This window comes from Pseudoduganella dura (genome assembly GCF_009727155.1).
In the GTDB taxonomy this organism is placed as follows: domain Bacteria; phylum Pseudomonadota; class Gammaproteobacteria; order Burkholderiales; family Burkholderiaceae_D; genus Rugamonas; species Rugamonas dura.
Genome location: NZ_WNWM01000002.1, coordinates 2,615,953 through 2,632,843, shown reverse-complemented (window position 1 = coordinate 2,632,843; position 16,891 = coordinate 2,615,953). Strand labels below are relative to the sequence as shown.

General features: G+C 63.9%; 15 protein-coding genes. 9 read left to right on the top strand and 6 right to left on the bottom strand.

What is annotated here, in order from left to right; translation table 11 throughout:
• The first annotated feature begins 220 nt into the window (after positions 1-220).
• Complete coding sequence (locus GJV26_RS11480; RefSeq protein WP_189442131.1) at positions 221-1,141, top strand: LysR family transcriptional regulator; 921 nt, start codon at positions 221-223, stop codon at positions 1,139-1,141.
• Positions 1,142-1,383: 242 nt separating this feature from the next.
• Here the strand turns inward: GJV26_RS11480 and hemB are convergent, their stop codons facing one another.
• A complete protein-coding gene (hemB, locus tag GJV26_RS11475) occupies positions 1,384-2,397 on the bottom strand; it encodes a porphobilinogen synthase (protein ID WP_155708938.1) in 1,014 nt (337 codons plus the stop codon).
• 18 nt (positions 2,398-2,415) lie between these two features.
• Positions 2,416-3,216 carry a ribosome biogenesis GTP-binding protein YihA/YsxC gene (gene yihA / locus GJV26_RS11470; protein ID WP_155708937.1) on the bottom strand — a complete coding sequence of 267 codons (801 nt, stop codon included), beginning with the start codon at positions 3,214-3,216 and terminating at the stop codon, positions 2,416-2,418.
• Positions 3,217-3,375: 159 nt separating this feature from the next.
• On the opposite strand from yihA, the gene GJV26_RS11465 reads away from it, so the two are divergent.
• The 7 genes from GJV26_RS11465 (at position 3,376) to GJV26_RS11435 (ending at position 10,697) form a co-directional block, all read left to right on the top strand.
• Positions 3,376-4,032 carry a c-type cytochrome gene (locus GJV26_RS11465; protein WP_155708936.1) on the top strand — a complete coding sequence of 219 codons (657 nt, stop codon included), beginning with the start codon at positions 3,376-3,378 and terminating at the stop codon, positions 4,030-4,032.
• Between the two features lie 201 nt (positions 4,033-4,233).
• Positions 4,234-6,357 carry a cytochrome c biogenesis protein ResB gene (locus tag GJV26_RS11460; protein ID WP_155708935.1) on the top strand — a complete coding sequence of 708 codons (2,124 nt, stop codon included), beginning with the start codon at positions 4,234-4,236 and terminating at the stop codon, positions 6,355-6,357.
• Positions 6,358-6,410: 53 nt separating this feature from the next.
• Entirely contained in the window at positions 6,411-7,562 is a 1,152-nt protein-coding gene (gene ccsB / locus GJV26_RS11455) for a c-type cytochrome biogenesis protein CcsB (protein WP_155708934.1), read from the top strand.
• A gap of 106 nt (positions 7,563-7,668) precedes the next feature.
• Positions 7,669-8,649 (top strand): protein-methionine-sulfoxide reductase catalytic subunit MsrP, encoded by a 981-nt coding sequence (gene msrP, locus GJV26_RS11450; protein ID WP_155708933.1) that lies wholly within the window; start codon positions 7,669-7,671, stop codon positions 8,647-8,649.
• A 27-nt stretch (positions 8,650-8,676) separates the two neighbouring features.
• Positions 8,677-9,300: a protein-methionine-sulfoxide reductase heme-binding subunit MsrQ gene (gene msrQ, locus GJV26_RS11445; RefSeq protein WP_155708932.1), complete on the top strand. Its 624-nt coding sequence runs from the start codon at positions 8,677-8,679 to the stop codon at positions 9,298-9,300.
• A gap of 202 nt (positions 9,301-9,502) precedes the next feature.
• Positions 9,503-10,285, top strand: a complete 783-nt coding sequence (locus GJV26_RS11440) for an IS4 family transposase (protein WP_155708931.1) — start codon at positions 9,503-9,505, stop codon at positions 10,283-10,285.
• On the top strand, positions 10,242-10,697 hold the full coding sequence (locus GJV26_RS11435; RefSeq protein WP_155708930.1) for a transposase: 456 nt from the start codon (positions 10,242-10,244) through the stop codon (positions 10,695-10,697). Before GJV26_RS11440 ends, GJV26_RS11435 begins: the two co-directional genes overlap by 44 nt.
• Positions 10,698-10,744: 47 nt before the next feature.
• On the opposite strand, the gene lysA is transcribed toward GJV26_RS11435, so the two are convergent.
• The gene (lysA, locus tag GJV26_RS11430; RefSeq protein WP_155708929.1) at positions 10,745-12,034 is read right to left on the bottom strand and encodes a diaminopimelate decarboxylase; all 1,290 of its coding nucleotides are present in this window, start codon (positions 12,032-12,034) and stop codon (positions 10,745-10,747) included.
• A 16-nt stretch (positions 12,035-12,050) separates the two neighbouring features.
• A complete protein-coding gene (gene lptM, locus GJV26_RS11425; protein WP_189441792.1) occupies positions 12,051-12,224 on the bottom strand; it encodes an LPS translocon maturation chaperone LptM in 174 nt (57 codons plus the stop codon).
• A gap of 39 nt (positions 12,225-12,263) precedes the next feature.
• On the opposite strand from lptM, the gene cyaY reads away from it, so the two are divergent.
• Positions 12,264-12,605: an iron donor protein CyaY gene (gene cyaY / locus GJV26_RS11420; protein WP_155708928.1), complete on the top strand. Its 342-nt coding sequence runs from the start codon at positions 12,264-12,266 to the stop codon at positions 12,603-12,605.
• A gap of 102 nt (positions 12,606-12,707) precedes the next feature.
• Here cyaY and GJV26_RS11415 read toward each other — a convergent pair whose 3' ends face one another.
• Together GJV26_RS11415 and GJV26_RS11410 are read right to left on the bottom strand one after the other, a co-directional pair.
• Positions 12,708-14,219, bottom strand: a complete 1,512-nt coding sequence (locus GJV26_RS11415; RefSeq protein ID WP_155708927.1) for a SulP family inorganic anion transporter — start codon at positions 14,217-14,219, stop codon at positions 12,708-12,710.
• An 81-nt stretch (positions 14,220-14,300) separates the two neighbouring features.
• Positions 14,301-16,637, bottom strand: coding sequence for a penicillin-binding protein 1A (locus tag GJV26_RS11410; RefSeq protein WP_155708926.1), 2,337 nt, complete (start codon positions 16,635-16,637; stop codon positions 14,301-14,303).
• Positions 16,638-16,891 lie beyond the last annotated feature (254 nt).

Genomic DNA, 16,891 nt, shown 5'->3' with positions numbered 1-16,891 from the left:
TTTCTGCAAATCGTGCTGCGATTCTCGATGCGATGTCATGGTTTTCCCCATGTGAATGGATGAAACCAGTCTACGGAGCGGCCGGTTGCGTGGAATCCGCCATCGGGAGCGCCGTGGACCGGCAGGATTGGATGGGGAAAGTGTACGCATCGAAAGAGAGAAGATAATCCACCCATAATCGCCCTATACTTTTCACATCATGTGAACAATTGAGTGGACAGTGGACAAACTTCGGGCAATGCAGGTCTTCGTGCGCATCGTCGAGGCCAACAGTTTCACGAAGGCGGCGGAAACACTGGGCCTGCCGCGCGCGGCGCTGACGGCCACGATCAAGAACCTCGAAGCGTATCTCGGCACGACCCTGCTGCAGCGGACCACGCGCCGGCTGGCGCTGACACCGGACGGCGCCGACTACCACGCGCAGTGCCTGCAGATCCTCGACGCGGTGGCCAGCGCCGAGGCGGCATTTCGCGGCGCGGCCGCGGCCCGGCCGCGCGGCACGCTGCGCGTCGACCTGCCCGATGCCGTCGGCCGCCACGTGATCCTGCCGCGCATCGCCGGCTTTGCGGACGCCTGGCCCGAGCTGGCGCTGACACTGAGCTTTTCGGATCGTCTCGTGGACCTCACGCAGGAAGGCATCGACTGCGCGCTGCGCGTGGGCGACCTGCAGGATTCGTCGCTGGTGGGCCGGCAGGTCGGCAGCATGCGGTTCGTCACCTGCGCGGCCCCGGCCTATCTCGCCCGGCACGGTACGCCGCACGCGATCGACGCGTTGCGGCATCACCAGGGCATCGTGCACTTTTCCGGCCGCACGGGCCGGCCGTTCGACTGGGATTTCGTCGTCGACGGCAGGGTGGTCAAGGCCGCGCAGGTGCCGGGGCGGGTCGCCGTCAACAACGCCGACGCCAACGTGGCCTGCGCGCTGCAGGGGCTCGGCATCACGCAGGCCGCGCGCTACCAGGTGCGCGGCTACCTGGAACGGGGCGAGCTGGTGGAACTGTTTTCGGAAACCCCGCCAGCGCCGATGCCGGTGTCGCTGCTCTATCCGCGCGGGCGGATGGGCGCGCCGAAGCTGCGGGTGTTTGCGGAGTGGATTACCGCGCTGCTGGAGCGCGAGCCGGATCTTTGCCAGGTGTTGTAAAAAATCGGGGACTGGAAGGAGTAATGGCATGCATGCCATTACCGCTTGGCAGGCGCGGAGCATGCTCCGCGAAGCTGCGGCCCTGCATGGCCGCATCGTTCCGCAGGCTTGGAGCCATGCGCCAAGAATTCCCTGCCTACACTCCCTGCCAAGCCCCTGGTGTTGTTTAGCGACCAGCTCAACCGTGGCAGGCATGAAAAAAGCGGGCCGTGGCCCGCCTGGTCTGGAGGGTGACGCCGGCCTCAGAGGCCCTTCAGCTTGCGCGCGATATCGAGCGCGAAGTAGGTGAGCACGCCGTCGGCGCCGGCGCGCTTGAAGGCCAGCATCGATTCCATCATCACCTTGTCGTGGTCGAGCCAGCCGTTCTGCGCGGCGGCCTTGATCATCGCGTATTCGCCGCTGACCTGGTAGGCGAAGGTGGGCACCTTGAACTCATCCTTCACGCGGCGCACGATGTCCAGGTACGGCATGCCGGGCTTGACCATCACCATGTCGGCGCCTTCCTGCAGATCGCCGGCCACTTCGCGCAGCGCTTCGTCGCTGTTGGCGGGGTCCATCTGGTACTGGTTCTTGTCGCCCTTGCCCAGGTTCTTCGCGGAGCCCACGGCGTCGCGGAACGGGCCGTAGAACGCGGAAGCGTACTTGGCCGAGTAAGCCATGATGCGCGTGTGGATGTGATCCTTGCCTTCCAGGGCCTGGCGGATCGCGCCGATGCGGCCGTCCATCATGTCCGACGGCGCCACCACGTCCACGCCGGCGTCGGCCTGCGTCAGCGCCTGGCGCACCAGCATCTCGGTGGTGATGTCGTTGATCACGTAGCCGGCATCGTCGATCAGGCCGTCCTGGCCGTGGCTCGTGTAAGGGTCCAGCGCCACGTCGGTGAGAATGCCCAGTTCCGGGAAGTGCTTTTTCAGTTCGCGCACGGCGCGCGGTACCAGGCCTTCGGGGTTGGTGGCCTCGATGCCGTCCGGCGTCTTCAGCGCCGTATCGATGACGGGGAACAGCGCCAGCACGGGAATGCCCAGCGACACGCATTCACCGGCCACCTTCAGCAGCAGGTCGACCGATACCCGCTCGACGCCCGGCATCGACAGCACCGGCTCGCGCACGTTGGTGCCTTCGAGGATGAAGACGGGGTAGATCAGGTCCGCCGCGGTGACGACGTTCTCGCGCATCAGCGCGCGGGAGAACGGATCGCGGCGCATGCGGCGCATGCGCATCGCGGGGAACTGGGCGGAGAAATGGGGGCTGTGCATCGCTTGGATTCCTAAAGGTCAGGGGGCTGGCGAAGGATCGGCGTCGGCATCGGCGTCGGATTCAGACCCGGACCCGGACCCGGACCCGGCGGCATCGGGCCCGGCCGCGGGCGCCTCGCCGGTGCCGTCTTCCGTGGCTGGCACGGCTTCCGGCATGTCGTTCAGGCCGGCCAGTTCCTCGATCTTCGCCGTCGCTTCCTCGATGCCGATGCGTTTCAGCGCGGAGAACAGCTGCACGGTGAACGGGAAGCCTTCGCCATCCTCGTCGACATAGCTGTCAAGCTTGGCCTGCGCCTGGCGCAGCGTGTTGACGGCTTCGTTGCGAGTGAGCTTGTCGGCCTTGGTCAGGATGCAGTGGATCGGCTTGCCGGTGGGGGCGAACCATTCGAGCATCTGGATATCCAGGTCGGTGAACGGGCGGCGCGCATCCATCATCAGCACCAGCGCGGCCAGCTGCTCGCGCTGCTGCACGTAGTCGCCCAGCAGCCGCTGCCAGTGCAGCTTGGCGTTGCCGGATACTTCCGCGTAGCCGTAGCCGGGAAGGTCGGCCACCAGGCAGCGCAGTTCGTCCATGTTGATCGGGTCATGGCGGTGCATCGCCACGTGCGCGCCGCCGATCGAAAAGAAGTTGATATGCTGCGTGCGGCCCGGCGTCTTCGAGGCGAAGGCCAGCCCCTTCTGGTTGCAGAGGATGTTGATGGCGGTGGACTTACCCGCGTTGGATCGGCCGGCGAAGGCGATCTCCGGCACCGTGGTACGGGGCAGATCGCGCAGGTGGTTGACGGTCGTGAAAAAGCGGGCTTGCCAGAGCTTGGACATGAAAAATTGCTACGAGAACAGGCAGTTGTGCCGGGAAGCTATTGTACAATAAGGAGTTACGACCCGTATCCGTGCGGGCCGGCGCACGCGAACATTGCGACATTTTATTGACTCGTTTCCGGAAGGTGGCTAAATGAGGTGGATAAATGAGGTGGCTGAATGAATCGTAAGTATTCACCAGTGGTACGCTCGATGTTCCTTGCATTGATGGCCTTCACGGGAGCGGCATCGGCTGCCACTCCGCAGGTGGTGAAGGTGGACCCGGCCAAGGGCGCAACGCTCTATGCCGACGGCGACGCCGCCCGCGGCCTGCCGTCCTGCGTGTCGTGTCACGGCGCCGCCGGCAATTCCACGATCGTCGCCAATCCCAAGCTCGCCGGCCAGCCCGAAGCCTACCTGTACAAGCAGCTGGTGGACTTCACCCAGCCGGCGCGGGCCCAGCCGATCATGACGACCTACGCCAAGATGCTGACGGACCAGGAAAAGAAAAACATTTCCGCCTATCTCGCCGCGCAATCGCAAAAGCCGGGCGCCGCGAAGAACAAGGATTCCATCGAGCTGGGCAAGAAAATCTACCGCGGCGGGCTGGCCGAGAAGAGCGTGCCCGCCTGCGCCAGCTGCCACGGGCCGGCGGGCGCCGGCAACCCGTCGAAATATCCGCGCATCGGCGGCCAGCACCAGGATTACACGATCGCCCAGCTGGGCCTGTTCAAGGGGCACGGCCGCAAGAACAGTACCGAAATGACGACGATCGCGCAACGCATGTCCGACGACGAGATCAAGGCCGTGGCCGACTACGTGGCCGGCCTGAAATAAGCCGGCATCGGCCGGTGTATACCGATCGAAGGAAAAAAGGCGGCCGCCATGACGGGGCCGCCCTTTTTTTTGTTACTATGCCTGCCGGGATTGTATACAAAACGCCGGCTGGCGCATGAGTTGTTCCATGAGCACCGCAGCATGAGCACTGCCGCATGAGTCCGGGTATAAGCATGAGCATCACTACATGAGCACTATCACATGAGCACTACAGCGACGGGCATCCGTCTCAACACCCGCCGCCCCGCGCTGAACGAAGCGTTCGAACTGCTGTCCTCGATGCGATTCGCGATCGCGCTGCTGGTGATGATCGCGATTTCGGCCATCATCGGCACGATCATGCAGCAGGGCCAGCCGATGACGAACTACGTGAACCAGTTCGGGCCATTCTGGTTCGACGTGTTCGACAAGCTGGGACTGTACGCCGTCTATTCCGCGTGGTGGTTCCTGTTGATGATGTGCTTCCTCGTCGCGTCCACGTCGCTGTGCATCATCCGCAATGCGCCGAAGATGATGAAGGACATGCGCAGCTGGCGCGAGAACGTGCGCGAGCAGTCGCTGCGCAATTTCCACCACAAGGCCGAATGGCGGTCGGCCCAGCCGGCCGCCGCGCTGGCCGGCGAAATGACGCGGCGCCTGGCGCATGCCGGCTACCAGGCCAAGGTGGTGGAGAAGGAGGGCGGCCTGCTGGTGGCGGCCAAGCGCGGCGCGGCCAACAAGTTCGGCTACATCTTCGCGCACAGCGCGATCGTCGTCATCTGCGTGGGCGGCCTGCTCGATTCGGATATTCCGATCCGCGTGCAGCAATGGGCGCTCGGCAAGGTGCCGTTCACCGGCGACGGCCTGATCTCGGCCATCCCGGAAAAGCACCGCCTCGGCATCTCGAACCCCACCTTCCGCGGCAATACCGTGATCCCGGAAGGGCAGGCCAGCAATTCGGCCGTGCTGTCGCGGCCGGACGGCGTGCTGATCCAGGATCTGCCGTTCACCATCGAGCTGAAGAAATTCACGATCGATTTCTACAGCACCGGCATGCCGAAGCTGTTCGCCAGCGACGTGCTGGTGCGCGACAGCGCCACCGGCGAAACGAAGGCCGCCACGATCGAGGTCAACAAGCCGTTCATCTGGAAAGGACTGGCCGTGTACCAGGCCAGCTTCGAGGATGGCGGCAGCAAGCTCAAGCTCACGGGCTTCCCGATGGAAGGCACGAAAGCGGGCAAGTTCGACATGAATGGCGTCGTCGGCAATTCCACGAAACTCGATGACGCCCACACGATCGAATGGACCGATTTTCGCCCGTTCAACGTGGAGAACACGGCGAACCAGAACGGCGCCGAGGACGTGCGCGCCGTCAAGCAGAATGAAAAACTGGGCAACGCCTTCGCTCTGGGCCTGGACAAGCACCTGGGCTCGGCCGCCAAGAACGCCAACAACAAGGACCTGAAGAACGTGGGCCCGAGCGTGCAGTACAAGGTGCGCGACCAGACCGGCCAGGCGCGCGAATTCCAGAACTACATGCAGCCCGTCACGCTCGATGGCATGCCGATGTTCCTGTCCGGCGTGCGCGCCAGCCCGGCCGATCCGTTCAGCTACCTGCGCATTCCCGCCGACGACGAGCACAGCGTGCGCGACTGGATGCGCCTGCGCGCCGCGCTGCACGACCCGACGCTGCGCGAACGCGCGGCCAATGCGTATGCGGGGCGCATGTCGCCGGGTTCGGGCCGGAGCGACAGCGCGAAAAGCGACACGGTGCAGGCGCAACTGGCGCTGTCGGCCCTGAAAAGCCTGGAGATCTTCGCCGGCGACAAGGATGCGGGCGGCTACATGTCCGTCAGCCGCTTCCTCGAGAAGGTGCCGCAGGCGGAACAGGAAAAGGCCGCCGACATCTTCATGAAGATCCTCAACGGCACGCTGTGGGAACTGTGGGCCGTGGCGCGCGAGCGCGACGGCCTGGCGGCGATCGCGCCGGACGAAGCCCATGCGCGCTGGCTGCAGCTGGCGATGAACGGCCTGTCCGACAGCTTCTTCTACGGCGCGCCGGTGTACCTGCAGCTCGACGAATTCGAGCAGGTGAAGGCGTCGGTATTCCAGGTGACGCGCTCGCCGGGCAAGTCGGTGGTCTACCTGGGCTGCCTGCTGCTGGTGCTGGGCGTGTTCGCGATGTTCTACATCCGCGAGCGGCGGCTGTGGATCTGGATCCGTGCCGATGCCGGCCAGGAAACGGGCGGGGCGCACGCGCTGATGGCGATGAGCACGCAGCGCCGCACGCTCGACTTCGACCGCGAATTCGAAGAACTGAAGCAAAAGCTGCCGCAAACGGCGTAAGCTGACCGGCAGCGGACACCCGCGAGCAGGAAACCACGAGCTGGAGAATGACGATGGACATCACACAACACCAACCCTACACGGCCACCCCCGGCTATTTCCGCCGGCTGTCGCCGTTCGACTGGCTGTTCGGGCTGGCGCTGCTGGCCGGCGCGCTGTTCGCGCTGAACCGCTACGGCGCCTGGATGGACGGCTACGAAAAGGCGATCCTGCTGCTGGCCGTGCCCACCTTCGCGGCGCTGGGCTGGCACTGGAAGCCGGTGCGCCCCCTGATGCTGGCGATCGCCCTGCTGGCGCTCGGCGCGATCGCCATGTACGGCGGCGACCTGGCGGCGGCCGAGAAGCGCTTCTGGCTCCGTTACATGCTGTCGAGCCAGTCCGCGGTGCTGTGGATGAGCGTGTTCTTCTTCCTGTCCACGCTGTTCTACTGGATCGGGCTGGCGGCACGCTCGCCGGCCGGCGGCGCGATCGGGTCCCGGCTGTGCTGGGGCGGCATGCTGCTGGGCTGGACCGCGATGATGGTGCGCTGGTACGAGTCGTACCTGATCGGCGCGGATGTCGGCCACATTCCCATCTCGAACCTGTATGAAGTGTTTATCCTGTTCTGCCTGATCACGGCGATGTTCCACCTGTATTACGAGCAGCGCTACGCCACCCGCCAGCTGGGCGCGTTCGTGATGCTGATCATCTCGGCGGCCGTCGGCTTCCTGCTGTGGTACACGGTATCGCGCGATGCGCACGAGATCCAGCCGCTGGTACCGGCGCTGCAGAGCTGGTGGATGAAGATCCACGTGCCGGCCAACTTCATCGGCTACGGTACGTTCGCGCTGGCCGCGATGGTGGGCACGGCTTACCTGCTGAAATCGCACGGCTACCTGGTCGACCGGCTGCCGTCGCTGGAACTGCTCGACGACGTGATGTACAAGTCGATCTCGGCCGGCTTCGCGTTCTTCACGATCGCCACGATCCTGGGCGCGCTGTGGGCGGCCGAGGCCTGGGGCGGCTACTGGTCGTGGGACCCGAAGGAAACCTGGGCACTGATCGTGTGGCTGAACTACGCGGCATGGCTGCACATGCGGCTGATGTCGGGCCTGCGCGGCCGCGTGGCGGCCTGGTGGGCGGTGGTCGGCCTGCTGGTCACCACGTTCGCCTTCCTGGGCGTGAACATGTTCCTGTCGGGCCTGCATTCCTACGGCAACCTGTAAAATGCGCTGTACCGACAGGCAATTAATTCTGTCGTAAACGAAAGGCTGCCGGGATTGGTGTAAGGTCGCAGTACATGTTCATCGACCTTACCCATCCGGAGCCGTCATGCTGATCAAACGTTCCCCCAACGGCATCGATCTGCCGTTTTCATCGGAAATCACGCCGCGCCACGTGTTCGAGGCACGGCGCAGCTTCATCCGCCAGGTCGCCGCCGGCTCGATCGCCAGCGGCGCGCTGATCGAGATGCTGACGCGCGAGGCCTTCGCCCAGGGCACGACGCCAGGCAAGCTCGCGGCGAAGCTCAATCCCTCCTATTCGGCGCTCGACAAGCAGACGCCGCGCAAGGATGCGACCAACTACAACAATTTCTACGAATTCGGCACCGACAAGAGCGATCCGGCCGAGAACGCCCACACGCTGCGTACGCGGCCGTGGACGGTGGCGATCGAGGGCGAGGTGAAAAAGCCGATGACGCTCGATATCGACTCGCTGCTCAAGCTCGCGCCGCTGGAGGAGCGCGTGTACCGGCTGCGCTGCGTGGAAGGGTGGTCGATGGTGATCCCGTGGGTGGGCTATTCGTTCTCCGAGATCATCAAGCGCGTGGAGCCCACCGGCAATGCGAAATATGTCGAGTTCACCACGCTGGCGGACCGGCGCCAGATGCCGGGCGTGAACAGCCGCGTGCTGGACTGGCCGTACGTGGAAGGGCTGCGCCTCGACGAGGCGAACCACCCGCTGGCGCTGCTCACGCTGGGCATGTACGGCGACGTGCTGCCGAACCAGAACGGCGCGCCGGTGCGCATGGTGCTGCCATGGAAATACGGCTTCAAGTCCGCCAAGTCGATCGTCAAGATCCGCTTTACCCGCGACATGCCGCGCACGGCGTGGAACAAGTCGGCGCCGTCCGAATACGGTTTTTACTCGAACGTGAATCCCGACGTGGATCACCCGCGCTGGTCGCAGGCCTCCGAGCGGCGCATCGGCGAGGATTCGTTCCTGTCGCGCAAGCGCAAGACGCTGATGTTCAACGGCTACAACGACGTGGCGTCGCTGTACGCCGGCATGGATCTGAAGAAATGGTTCTGACGGGAGAATTTTGATGGGAGCGTTCTGATGCAGCCATCCGCCCTACAACTTGCCGGGATCAAGGCCCTGGTGCACCTGCTGGCGCTGGTGCCGCTGGCCCGGCTGGTGGTTCTGGTGTTCACCGATGCGCTGGTCGAACCGCTGCAGTACATCACGCACTCGACCGGCGACTGGACGCTGTACTTCCTGTGCATCACGCTGGCCGTGACGCCGCTGCGGCGGCTGGCGAAGTGGAACTGGGTTCTGAAGCTGCGGCGCATGCTGGGGCTGTACGCGTTCTTCTACGGCCTGCTGCACTTCACCACGTTCCTGTGGTTCGACCATTTCTTCGACGTGGCGGCCATGCTGAAGGATGTGGCCAAGCGGCCGTTCATCCTGGTCGGCTTCACCGCCTTCGTGCTGCTGATCCCGCTGGCGCTGACCAGCACCAACGCGATGGTGAAACGGCTGGGCGGCAAGCGCTGGCTGTGGCTGCACCGGCTGGTCTACGTGGCCACGCCGCTCGGCGTGCTGCACTACTGGTGGATGAAGGCCGCCAAGAACGATCTCGCGCAGCCGCTGCTGTTCGCCGCGATCGTCGCCGCGCTGCTGCTGGCGCGGGTGTGGTGGGCCCGGCAGAAAAGCAGGGCGCCGGCTCGCGCCAGCGCCTGAAAATCAGGAACAAAGAATTAGGGACGGACCCTGTTTTACAGGAAATTTCCTGTAAAACAGGGTCCGTCCCTGAGCCTACCCCTCAAATTTTTGTTGTAAACCATATGGGAAGCTGTTAACTTCAATCCCAAAAACGGCACATGCATGGCCGTGTTAGCCCTTTCATTCGTAGCGACCAAACTGCAAATGAAAGGCACGGACCATGCATGCACGCCAAATCATACAACGATTGTTGGGGCAGGAGTGCCCATCAATTCACGCTAAACGCCGAGCTTGCCTAGCTCAAATTGTGCAAGCTGCAGCTCGTGCCGGGCTGGGCGTTGTACGCATCGGTAAGCAGCTCAGGTCACAAACAAGTCTTCGGCATCGCATCAAGTGCTGTGACCGTTTGCTGAGCAATCCCCATCTGGCCAAAGAGCGGGTGCAGATATACCGAGCAATGAGCCAACGCCTTCTTCAATCCAGGCAATACGTGCAGGTAGCAGTAGATTGGTCAGAAATTCGCGCAGATGGCAGTGCTCAATTGCTGCGTGCAGCAGCCATCATCGAAGGACGCGCCTTTACGCTCTACGAGGAGGTCCACCCTCAGGAGAGGCTCGCGGCATCTTTGGTCCATAAGTGCTTCATGAAGACCCTGAAAACCATCCTGCCAGCGCACTGTCGCGCCATCATCATCACCGATGCAGGATTTCGTGCTACGTGGTTTAAAACGCTCAATCAGCTCGGCTTTGGCTGGGTCGGACGGATACGCAACCGTGATTTGGTGTGCCAACAGAACGGCAACGACTGGTTCGGCTGCAAAAGCTTGTACTCAAGAGCTACCGCAAAAGCGCGCGATTTGGGCTATTTTTTTCATGTCCGCTCCAACCCTGTCGACTGCCGATTAGTGCTATACAAGTCCAAATCGAAAGGACGGCATTGCTTGACGAAATCCGGTCAACCTGCGCGCGCGCCACAGCAAGAAAAACAGCGCTGCCCAATGTGAGCCTTGGCTACTCGCCGTTTCGCCAGCACTGGCACAGCTTCGTGCAGACGACATCATCAAAATTTACTCTGGGCGCATGCAAATCGAGCAGACTTTCCGCGACCTGAAGAATGCCAAATGGGGAATGGCACTGCGACATAGCCAGACTACAAGCCTGCTTCGTCTGGCGGCACTTTTACTAATCGGTGCATTGCTCACTTATGCCTTATGGCTGATCGGCTTAGCGGCACGAGCGGCTGGCTATGAAGTCCACTACGGCAGCCATCCCAAGGCAGGCAGCTGCCTTTCAATCTTCTCGTTGGCAATGCACTGGGTCGACGACTATCGTCGACCCAGACTCTCCCCATCGGCCATCAAATATGCATTTATCGAACTCGTTTCGATGGTCCGCACTTGGGAATTCGAGGGGTAGGCTCAGGGTCCGTCCCTATTTTCTGGAAAGCGTTTCGGGGCGGCTTCTTACTTGATCACCGATTCCAGCGCAAACAGCTCTTCCGGCAGTTCGCGCCGGCGCACCAGGTGCACCTGGCCGCCGTCGACGATCACCTCGGCCGCGCGGCCGCGGGTGTTGTAGTTGGAGGCCATCGTCATGCCGTAGGCACCGGCGGTCTTCATCACCAGCAGGTCGCCGGCTTCGACCGGCAGTTCGCGGTCGCGCGCCAGCCAGTCGCCGGATTCGCAGATCGGGCCCACCACGTCGTACACGGCCCCGGCGTTCTGACGCTGCGCCTCGCGCCGCACCACGGGCTGCATGTCCATCCACGCCTGGTACAGCGCGGGGCGGGCCATGTCGTTCATCGCCGCGTCGACGATGCAGAAGTTCTTTTCCTCGCCGTGCTTGATGAATTCCACTTTCGTCAGCAGCAGGCCGGTGTTGCCGACGATCGAGCGGCCCGGCTCGAAGATCACCTTGATGCCTTTGCCATCGTGCCTTGCGGCGCGCCACGCCTCGACGCGCTGGAACACGCGGCGCACGTAGTCGCCTGCCGGTGCCGGCTGGTCTTCACCGGCCACGCCGTAGTCGATGCCCAGGCCGCCGCCGACGTCCAGGTGGTGCAGGTGGATGCCCTCGGCCGCCAGCGTGTCGATCAGTTCGATCAGGCGGTCCAGCGCTTCGAGCAGCGGCGTGTCGTCCAGCAGCTGCGAGCCGATGTGGCAGTCGATGCCGACCAGTTCCAGGTTCGGCAGCTGCGCCGCGGTGCGGTAGGTGGCCAGCGCATCGTCGAACGCCACGCCGAACTTGCTGGCCTTCAGGCCGGTGGCGATGTAGGGGTGCGTCTTCGCGTCCACGTTCGGGTTCACGCGCAGCGAGATGCGCGCCTTCTTGCCCAGCGAACCGGCCACGTCGTTCAGGCGGTGCAGTTCGGGGATCGACTCCACGTTGAAGCACAGGATGTCGTGGCCGAGCGCCAGGCGCATTTCGTCCACGCTCTTGCCCACGCCGGAGAAGATCACCTTCTTCGGATCGCCGCCGGCGGCGATCACGCGCAGCAGCTCGCCGCCGGAAACAATGTCGAAGCCGGCGCCGCGGCGGGCCAGCAGGTCGAGGATCGCCAGGTTCGAGTTGGCCTTCATCGCATAGCACACGAGCGCATCGCGGCCGGCGCAGGCGTTGGCGTAAGCGTCGAAGTTATCCAGCAGCTGGGCCTTGGAGTACACGTAGGTCGGCGTGCCGAACGTTTCGGCGATGGCGGGCAATGAGACGCCCTCGGCGTGCAGCACGCCGTTCTGGTAGTCGAAGTGGGACATGGATCTGCTGGATGGTCTACTGTTGTGAAGCGGGAGGAGTCGAAGGAACCGGGGCGGAAGGGGGCGCCACGCCGGCTTTGCCGGCCGCCGTTTCCGGTTTGGCGGGCGGCTTGGGCAGGTACAGGGCGCCGGTCTGGCCGCAACCGGCGAGCAAAACGGCAATCAAGAGAAGCGCTGGAGTGGACTTCACGATTAGAATCTCGTTATTACAGAACCCTTGGAGTGTAGCATGACCGAAACCGAATTCCTGGACCTGGCCGACAGCACGCTCAATGCCATCGAAGCCGCGCTGGACCGCCTGAACGACGACAACCGGCTCGATGTCGAATGCAGCCGCAACGGCAATGTGCTGGAGATCGAGTTCCTGCACAACGGCTCGAAGGTGATCGTCAACAGCCAGGCCGCGATGCAGGAACTGTGGGTGGCCGCGCGTTCCGGCGGCTTCCACTACCGCCGCGTCGACGGCCGGTGGATCAATTCGCGCGACGGCAGCGAGCTGTTCGATGCGCTGTCGCGGATCGCCACCGAGCAGTCGGGCGGCGCGCCGGTGATCGTCAGCGAGAATCCGTAACGCAAGGCGGCTGGCGACAACATTGCCGGAAAACCGGTGACAGGCTCCTATTAAACTGGAACATTTCAAAAAAACCGAAGCCTGTCACCGGTTTTTTTTCGGTCAGCCTAGCCGGTTATCGGCGATGTGGTAATGCGGGTCCTCGAACTCGTTTACTTCCACCATCGCCTTGGCGTTGCCGAGGATTTCCAGGCAGTCCGGGCTCAGGTGCCGCAGGTGCAGGGTCTTGCCGGCCTGCTGGTAGCGCGTGGCCAGCGTGTCGATCGCTTCCACGGCCGAGTGGTCCACCACCCTGGCGTCGCGGAATTCGATCACCACGTGCTGCGGGTCGTTCTTCGGGTCGAACAGCGCGGCGAAGTTGGCCGTCGATGCGAAGAACAGCGAGCCCTTCAGCGTGTACACCTTCCAGCCGCGCGCATCCGTCGAGATGGCGGCGCGGATTTCCTTCGCATGCTGCCAGGCGAACACGAGTGCCGCGAACACCACGCCGGCCAGCACGGCCACCGCCAGGTCCGTCAGCACGGTGATCACGGTGACCCCGACGACGATCACCGCATCCTGCCGCGGGATCTTGCGCAGCGTCTGCAGGCTGCCCCAGGCAAACGTTTTTTCGCAGACGACCACCATCAGCCCCACCAGCGCCGCCAGCGGGATCATCTCGATCCAGCGCGACAGCAGCACGATGAAGCCCAGCAGGAACAGCGCCGCCGTGATGCCGGCGATACGGTGGCGCGCCCCGTTGTCGATGTTGATCATGCTCTGCCCGACCAGCGCGCAGCCGCCCATCGACGCGAAGAAACCGCTGGCGATGTTGGCCAGGCCCTGCGCCATGCTTTCACGGTTCGGCCTGCCGCGCGTATCGGTGATGGCATCGATCAGGTTCAGCGTCAGCAGCGTTTCGATCAGCCCGATGGCGGCCAGGATCAGCGAGTACGGCAGCACGATCGCCAAGGTCTCCATCGTCAGCGGCACCTGCGGCACGTGGAACGAGGGCAGGCCGCCGGCGATCGAGCTCATGTCGCCGACCGTCCTGGTGTGGATGCCCAGCGCCGCCACCAGGCTTGACACGACCAGGATCGCCGCCAGCGACGCCGGCACCGCCTTCGTCAGCCGCGGCAGCGCGTAGATGATCGCCATCGTCAGCGCCACCAGCGCCAGCATCGTCCACAACGCCGTGCCCTGCAGCCACTGGCCGTTCGCCTTGAAGTGGCCGAACTGGGCGATGAAGACCACGATCGCCAGGCCGTTGACGAAGCCCAGCATCACCGGGTGCGGCACCATGCGGATGAACTTGCCCAGCCTGAACGCGGCGAACAGCAGCTGGAACACGCCCATCAGCACCACCGCCGCGAACAGGTATTCGGCGCCGTGGCTGACGACCAGGCCGGTCATCACCACCGCCAGCGCGCCGGCGGCGCCGCAGATCATGCCCGGCCGGCCGCCCAGCGCGGCCGAGACGAGGCACACGATGAACGCGGCATACAGGCCCGTCAGCGGGCTCACCCGGGCCAGCAGCGCGAAGGCGATCGCCTCCGGCACGAGCGCGAGGGAGACGGTGATGCCGGAAAGGACATCGGTGCGCAATTGCGCGGGTGTTGGTTTCGACAAGGTCATGCCCGATATATAAAAAAGAGGGACGTGCCTGCCGGGAGCGATGGCTCCCGGCAGGCACGTCCCCGGTTTTGCGTTGCTGGCTTAGAACAGCTCGTTCTTGACGGCGTCGCGCGCCTTTTCTTCTTCCGGCGTGCCGCGCGAAGCGCCTTCCAGGCTTTCCACGCCCACGCCCGGCGGGTTCTCGGCATAGTAATACTCGCCGTTGGCCATGATGATCCCATCCGGCACGGGCCGCTCCTCGACCGGGATGGACTTCAGCGCCTTCTGCATGTAGCCGATCCAGATCGGCAGCGCCAGCCCGCCGCCCGTTTCGCGGTTGCCCAGGTTCTTCGGCTGGTCGTAGCCGATCCACGCGATGCCCACCAGCTTCGACTGGTAGCCGGCGAACCAGGCGTCGATCGAATCGTTCGTGGTGCCCGTCTTGCCGGCCAAGTCGGGGCGTTTCAGGGTTTGCTGGGCCTTGGCGGCGGTGCCGTAGCGCGCCACGTCGCGCAGCATCGAGTCCATCAGGAACGCGTTGCGCTCGTCGATCACGCGGTTGCCTTCCACGCCGGCGCGGTCCGGCGCGGCCTGCGACAGCACGCGGCCGTTGGCATCGGTGACCTTCGAGATCAGGTAGGGCGTGACCTTGTAGCCGCCATTCGCGAACACGGCGTAGGCGCCGGCCATCTGCAGCGGCGTCACGGCGCCGGCGCCCAGCGCCAGCGTCAGGTAGGGCGGGTTCTTGTCGGCCTCGAAGCCGAACCGCGTGGTGTATTCCTGGCCGTATTTCGCGCCGATCTTGTGCAGGATGCGGATCGAGATCATGTTCTTCGACTTCGTCAGGCCGCGCCGCATCGTCATCGGGCCTTCGTAGCGGCCGTCGTAGTTCTTCGGTTCCCACGCCTGGCCGCCGGTCTGGCCGGCGTCGAACGAGATCGGCGCGTCGTTGATGATCGTCGCCGGCGACAGGCCGCGCTCCAGCGAGGCCGAATAGATGAACGGCTTGAACGACGAACCCGGCTGGCGCCACGCCTGCGTCACGTGGTTGAACTTGTTGCGGTTGTAGTCGAAGCCGCCCACCATCGCCTTGATCGCGCCATCCTCGGTGCTGGCGGCCACGAATGCCGATTCGATTTCCGGCATCTGCGTGATCTGCCAATCCTTCTCTTCCTGCATCACGCGGATCACCGCGCCGCGGCGCACGCGGCGGTTCGGCGCGGCCTTCTCGGCCAGCCAGCCCTTGGCCATCGACAGGCCGGCGCCGGTGATCGTGATTTCCTCGCCCGATGCCGTCATCGCCGTCACCTTCGTCGGCGATGCCGACAGCACCATGGCGGCCACGATGTCGTCGCTGTCCGGGTGCTCGGCCAGTTCGGTCTCGATGATCTCGTCGGCTTCGGCGCGCTCGCGCGGCAGGTCCACGTAGGCTTCCGGACCGCGGTAGGGATGGCGGCGCTCGTAGTCCATCACGCCCTTGCGCAGTGCCAGGTAGGCCGCATCCTGGTCCGATTTCGTGATCGTCGTGAACACGTTCAGGCCGCGCGTGTAGGTGTCTTCCTTGAACTGTTCGTACACCAGCTGGCGCGCCATCTCGGCCACGTATTCGGCATGCACGCCGAACTCGCTGCTGTCGGTCTTTACTTTCAGCTGTTCGTGCCTGGCTTCTTCATACTGCGCCGGCGTGATGTAGCCCAGCTGCGCCATCCGTTGCAGGATGTACTGCTGGCGCGTCTTTGCCCGTTTCGGGTTGACCACCGGGTTGTACGCGGAAGGGGCCTTCGGCAGGCCGGCCAGCATGGCCGCCTCGGCGATCGTGATGTCGTGCAGGTTCTTGCCGAAATAGATCTGCGCCGCCGAGGCGAAACCATAGGCGCGCTGGCCCAGGTAGATCTGGTTCATGTAGACCTCGAGGATCTGGTCCTTCGTCAGGTTCTGCTCGATCTTCCAGGCCAGCAGCGCTTCATACGCCTTGCGCTTGAGCGTCTGTTCGCTGGAGAGGAAGAAGTTGCGCGCCACCTGCTGCGTGATCGTCGAGGCGCCCTGGCGCGCACCACCGGTGGCATTGTGCACGGCCGCGCGCAGGATGCCCAGGTAGTCGACGCCGCCGTGCTCGTAGAAGCGGTCATCCTCGATCGCCAGCACGGATTTCTTCATCACGTCCGGGATGTCCTTGAAGCGCACCAGGTTGCGGCGCTCTTCGCCGAATTCGCCGATCAGCACATTGTCGGCGGAATAGATCCGCAGCGGCATCTTGGGCCGGTAATCCGTCAGCGTATCGAGCGAAGGCAGGCTCGGGTAGGCCAGCGCCAGCCCGAAGACCACCAGCAGCACCGCGACCAGTCCCAGCCCGGCCACGGAGCCCAGCGCCAGCAGCAGGTAGTTCTTCGGCGACTTGGGTTTGGACTTTTTGGAAGAAGCGTTGTTCGGAGGAGTCATGCGGGTAAACCTTTGAAATTTTGTGCACGCATTATAAGCGACGCGTCCTGGCGGGCACGCTTCCCGGGCCTGCCCTCTGTGCCGCCCCCGCGGCGCATGACCAAGCCGACAACTCTGTTATCGGCACGGCTATACAGTCCGCAAACTCTGCAGGCGGGTGGGCAGATGAAAGTCATAGTGCCGTGCGGAAATATCTTTACAGTTGCCTCGCGGAATTGCTAGCATCCATCTTGCCGTCAGGTATTTATGTTCCA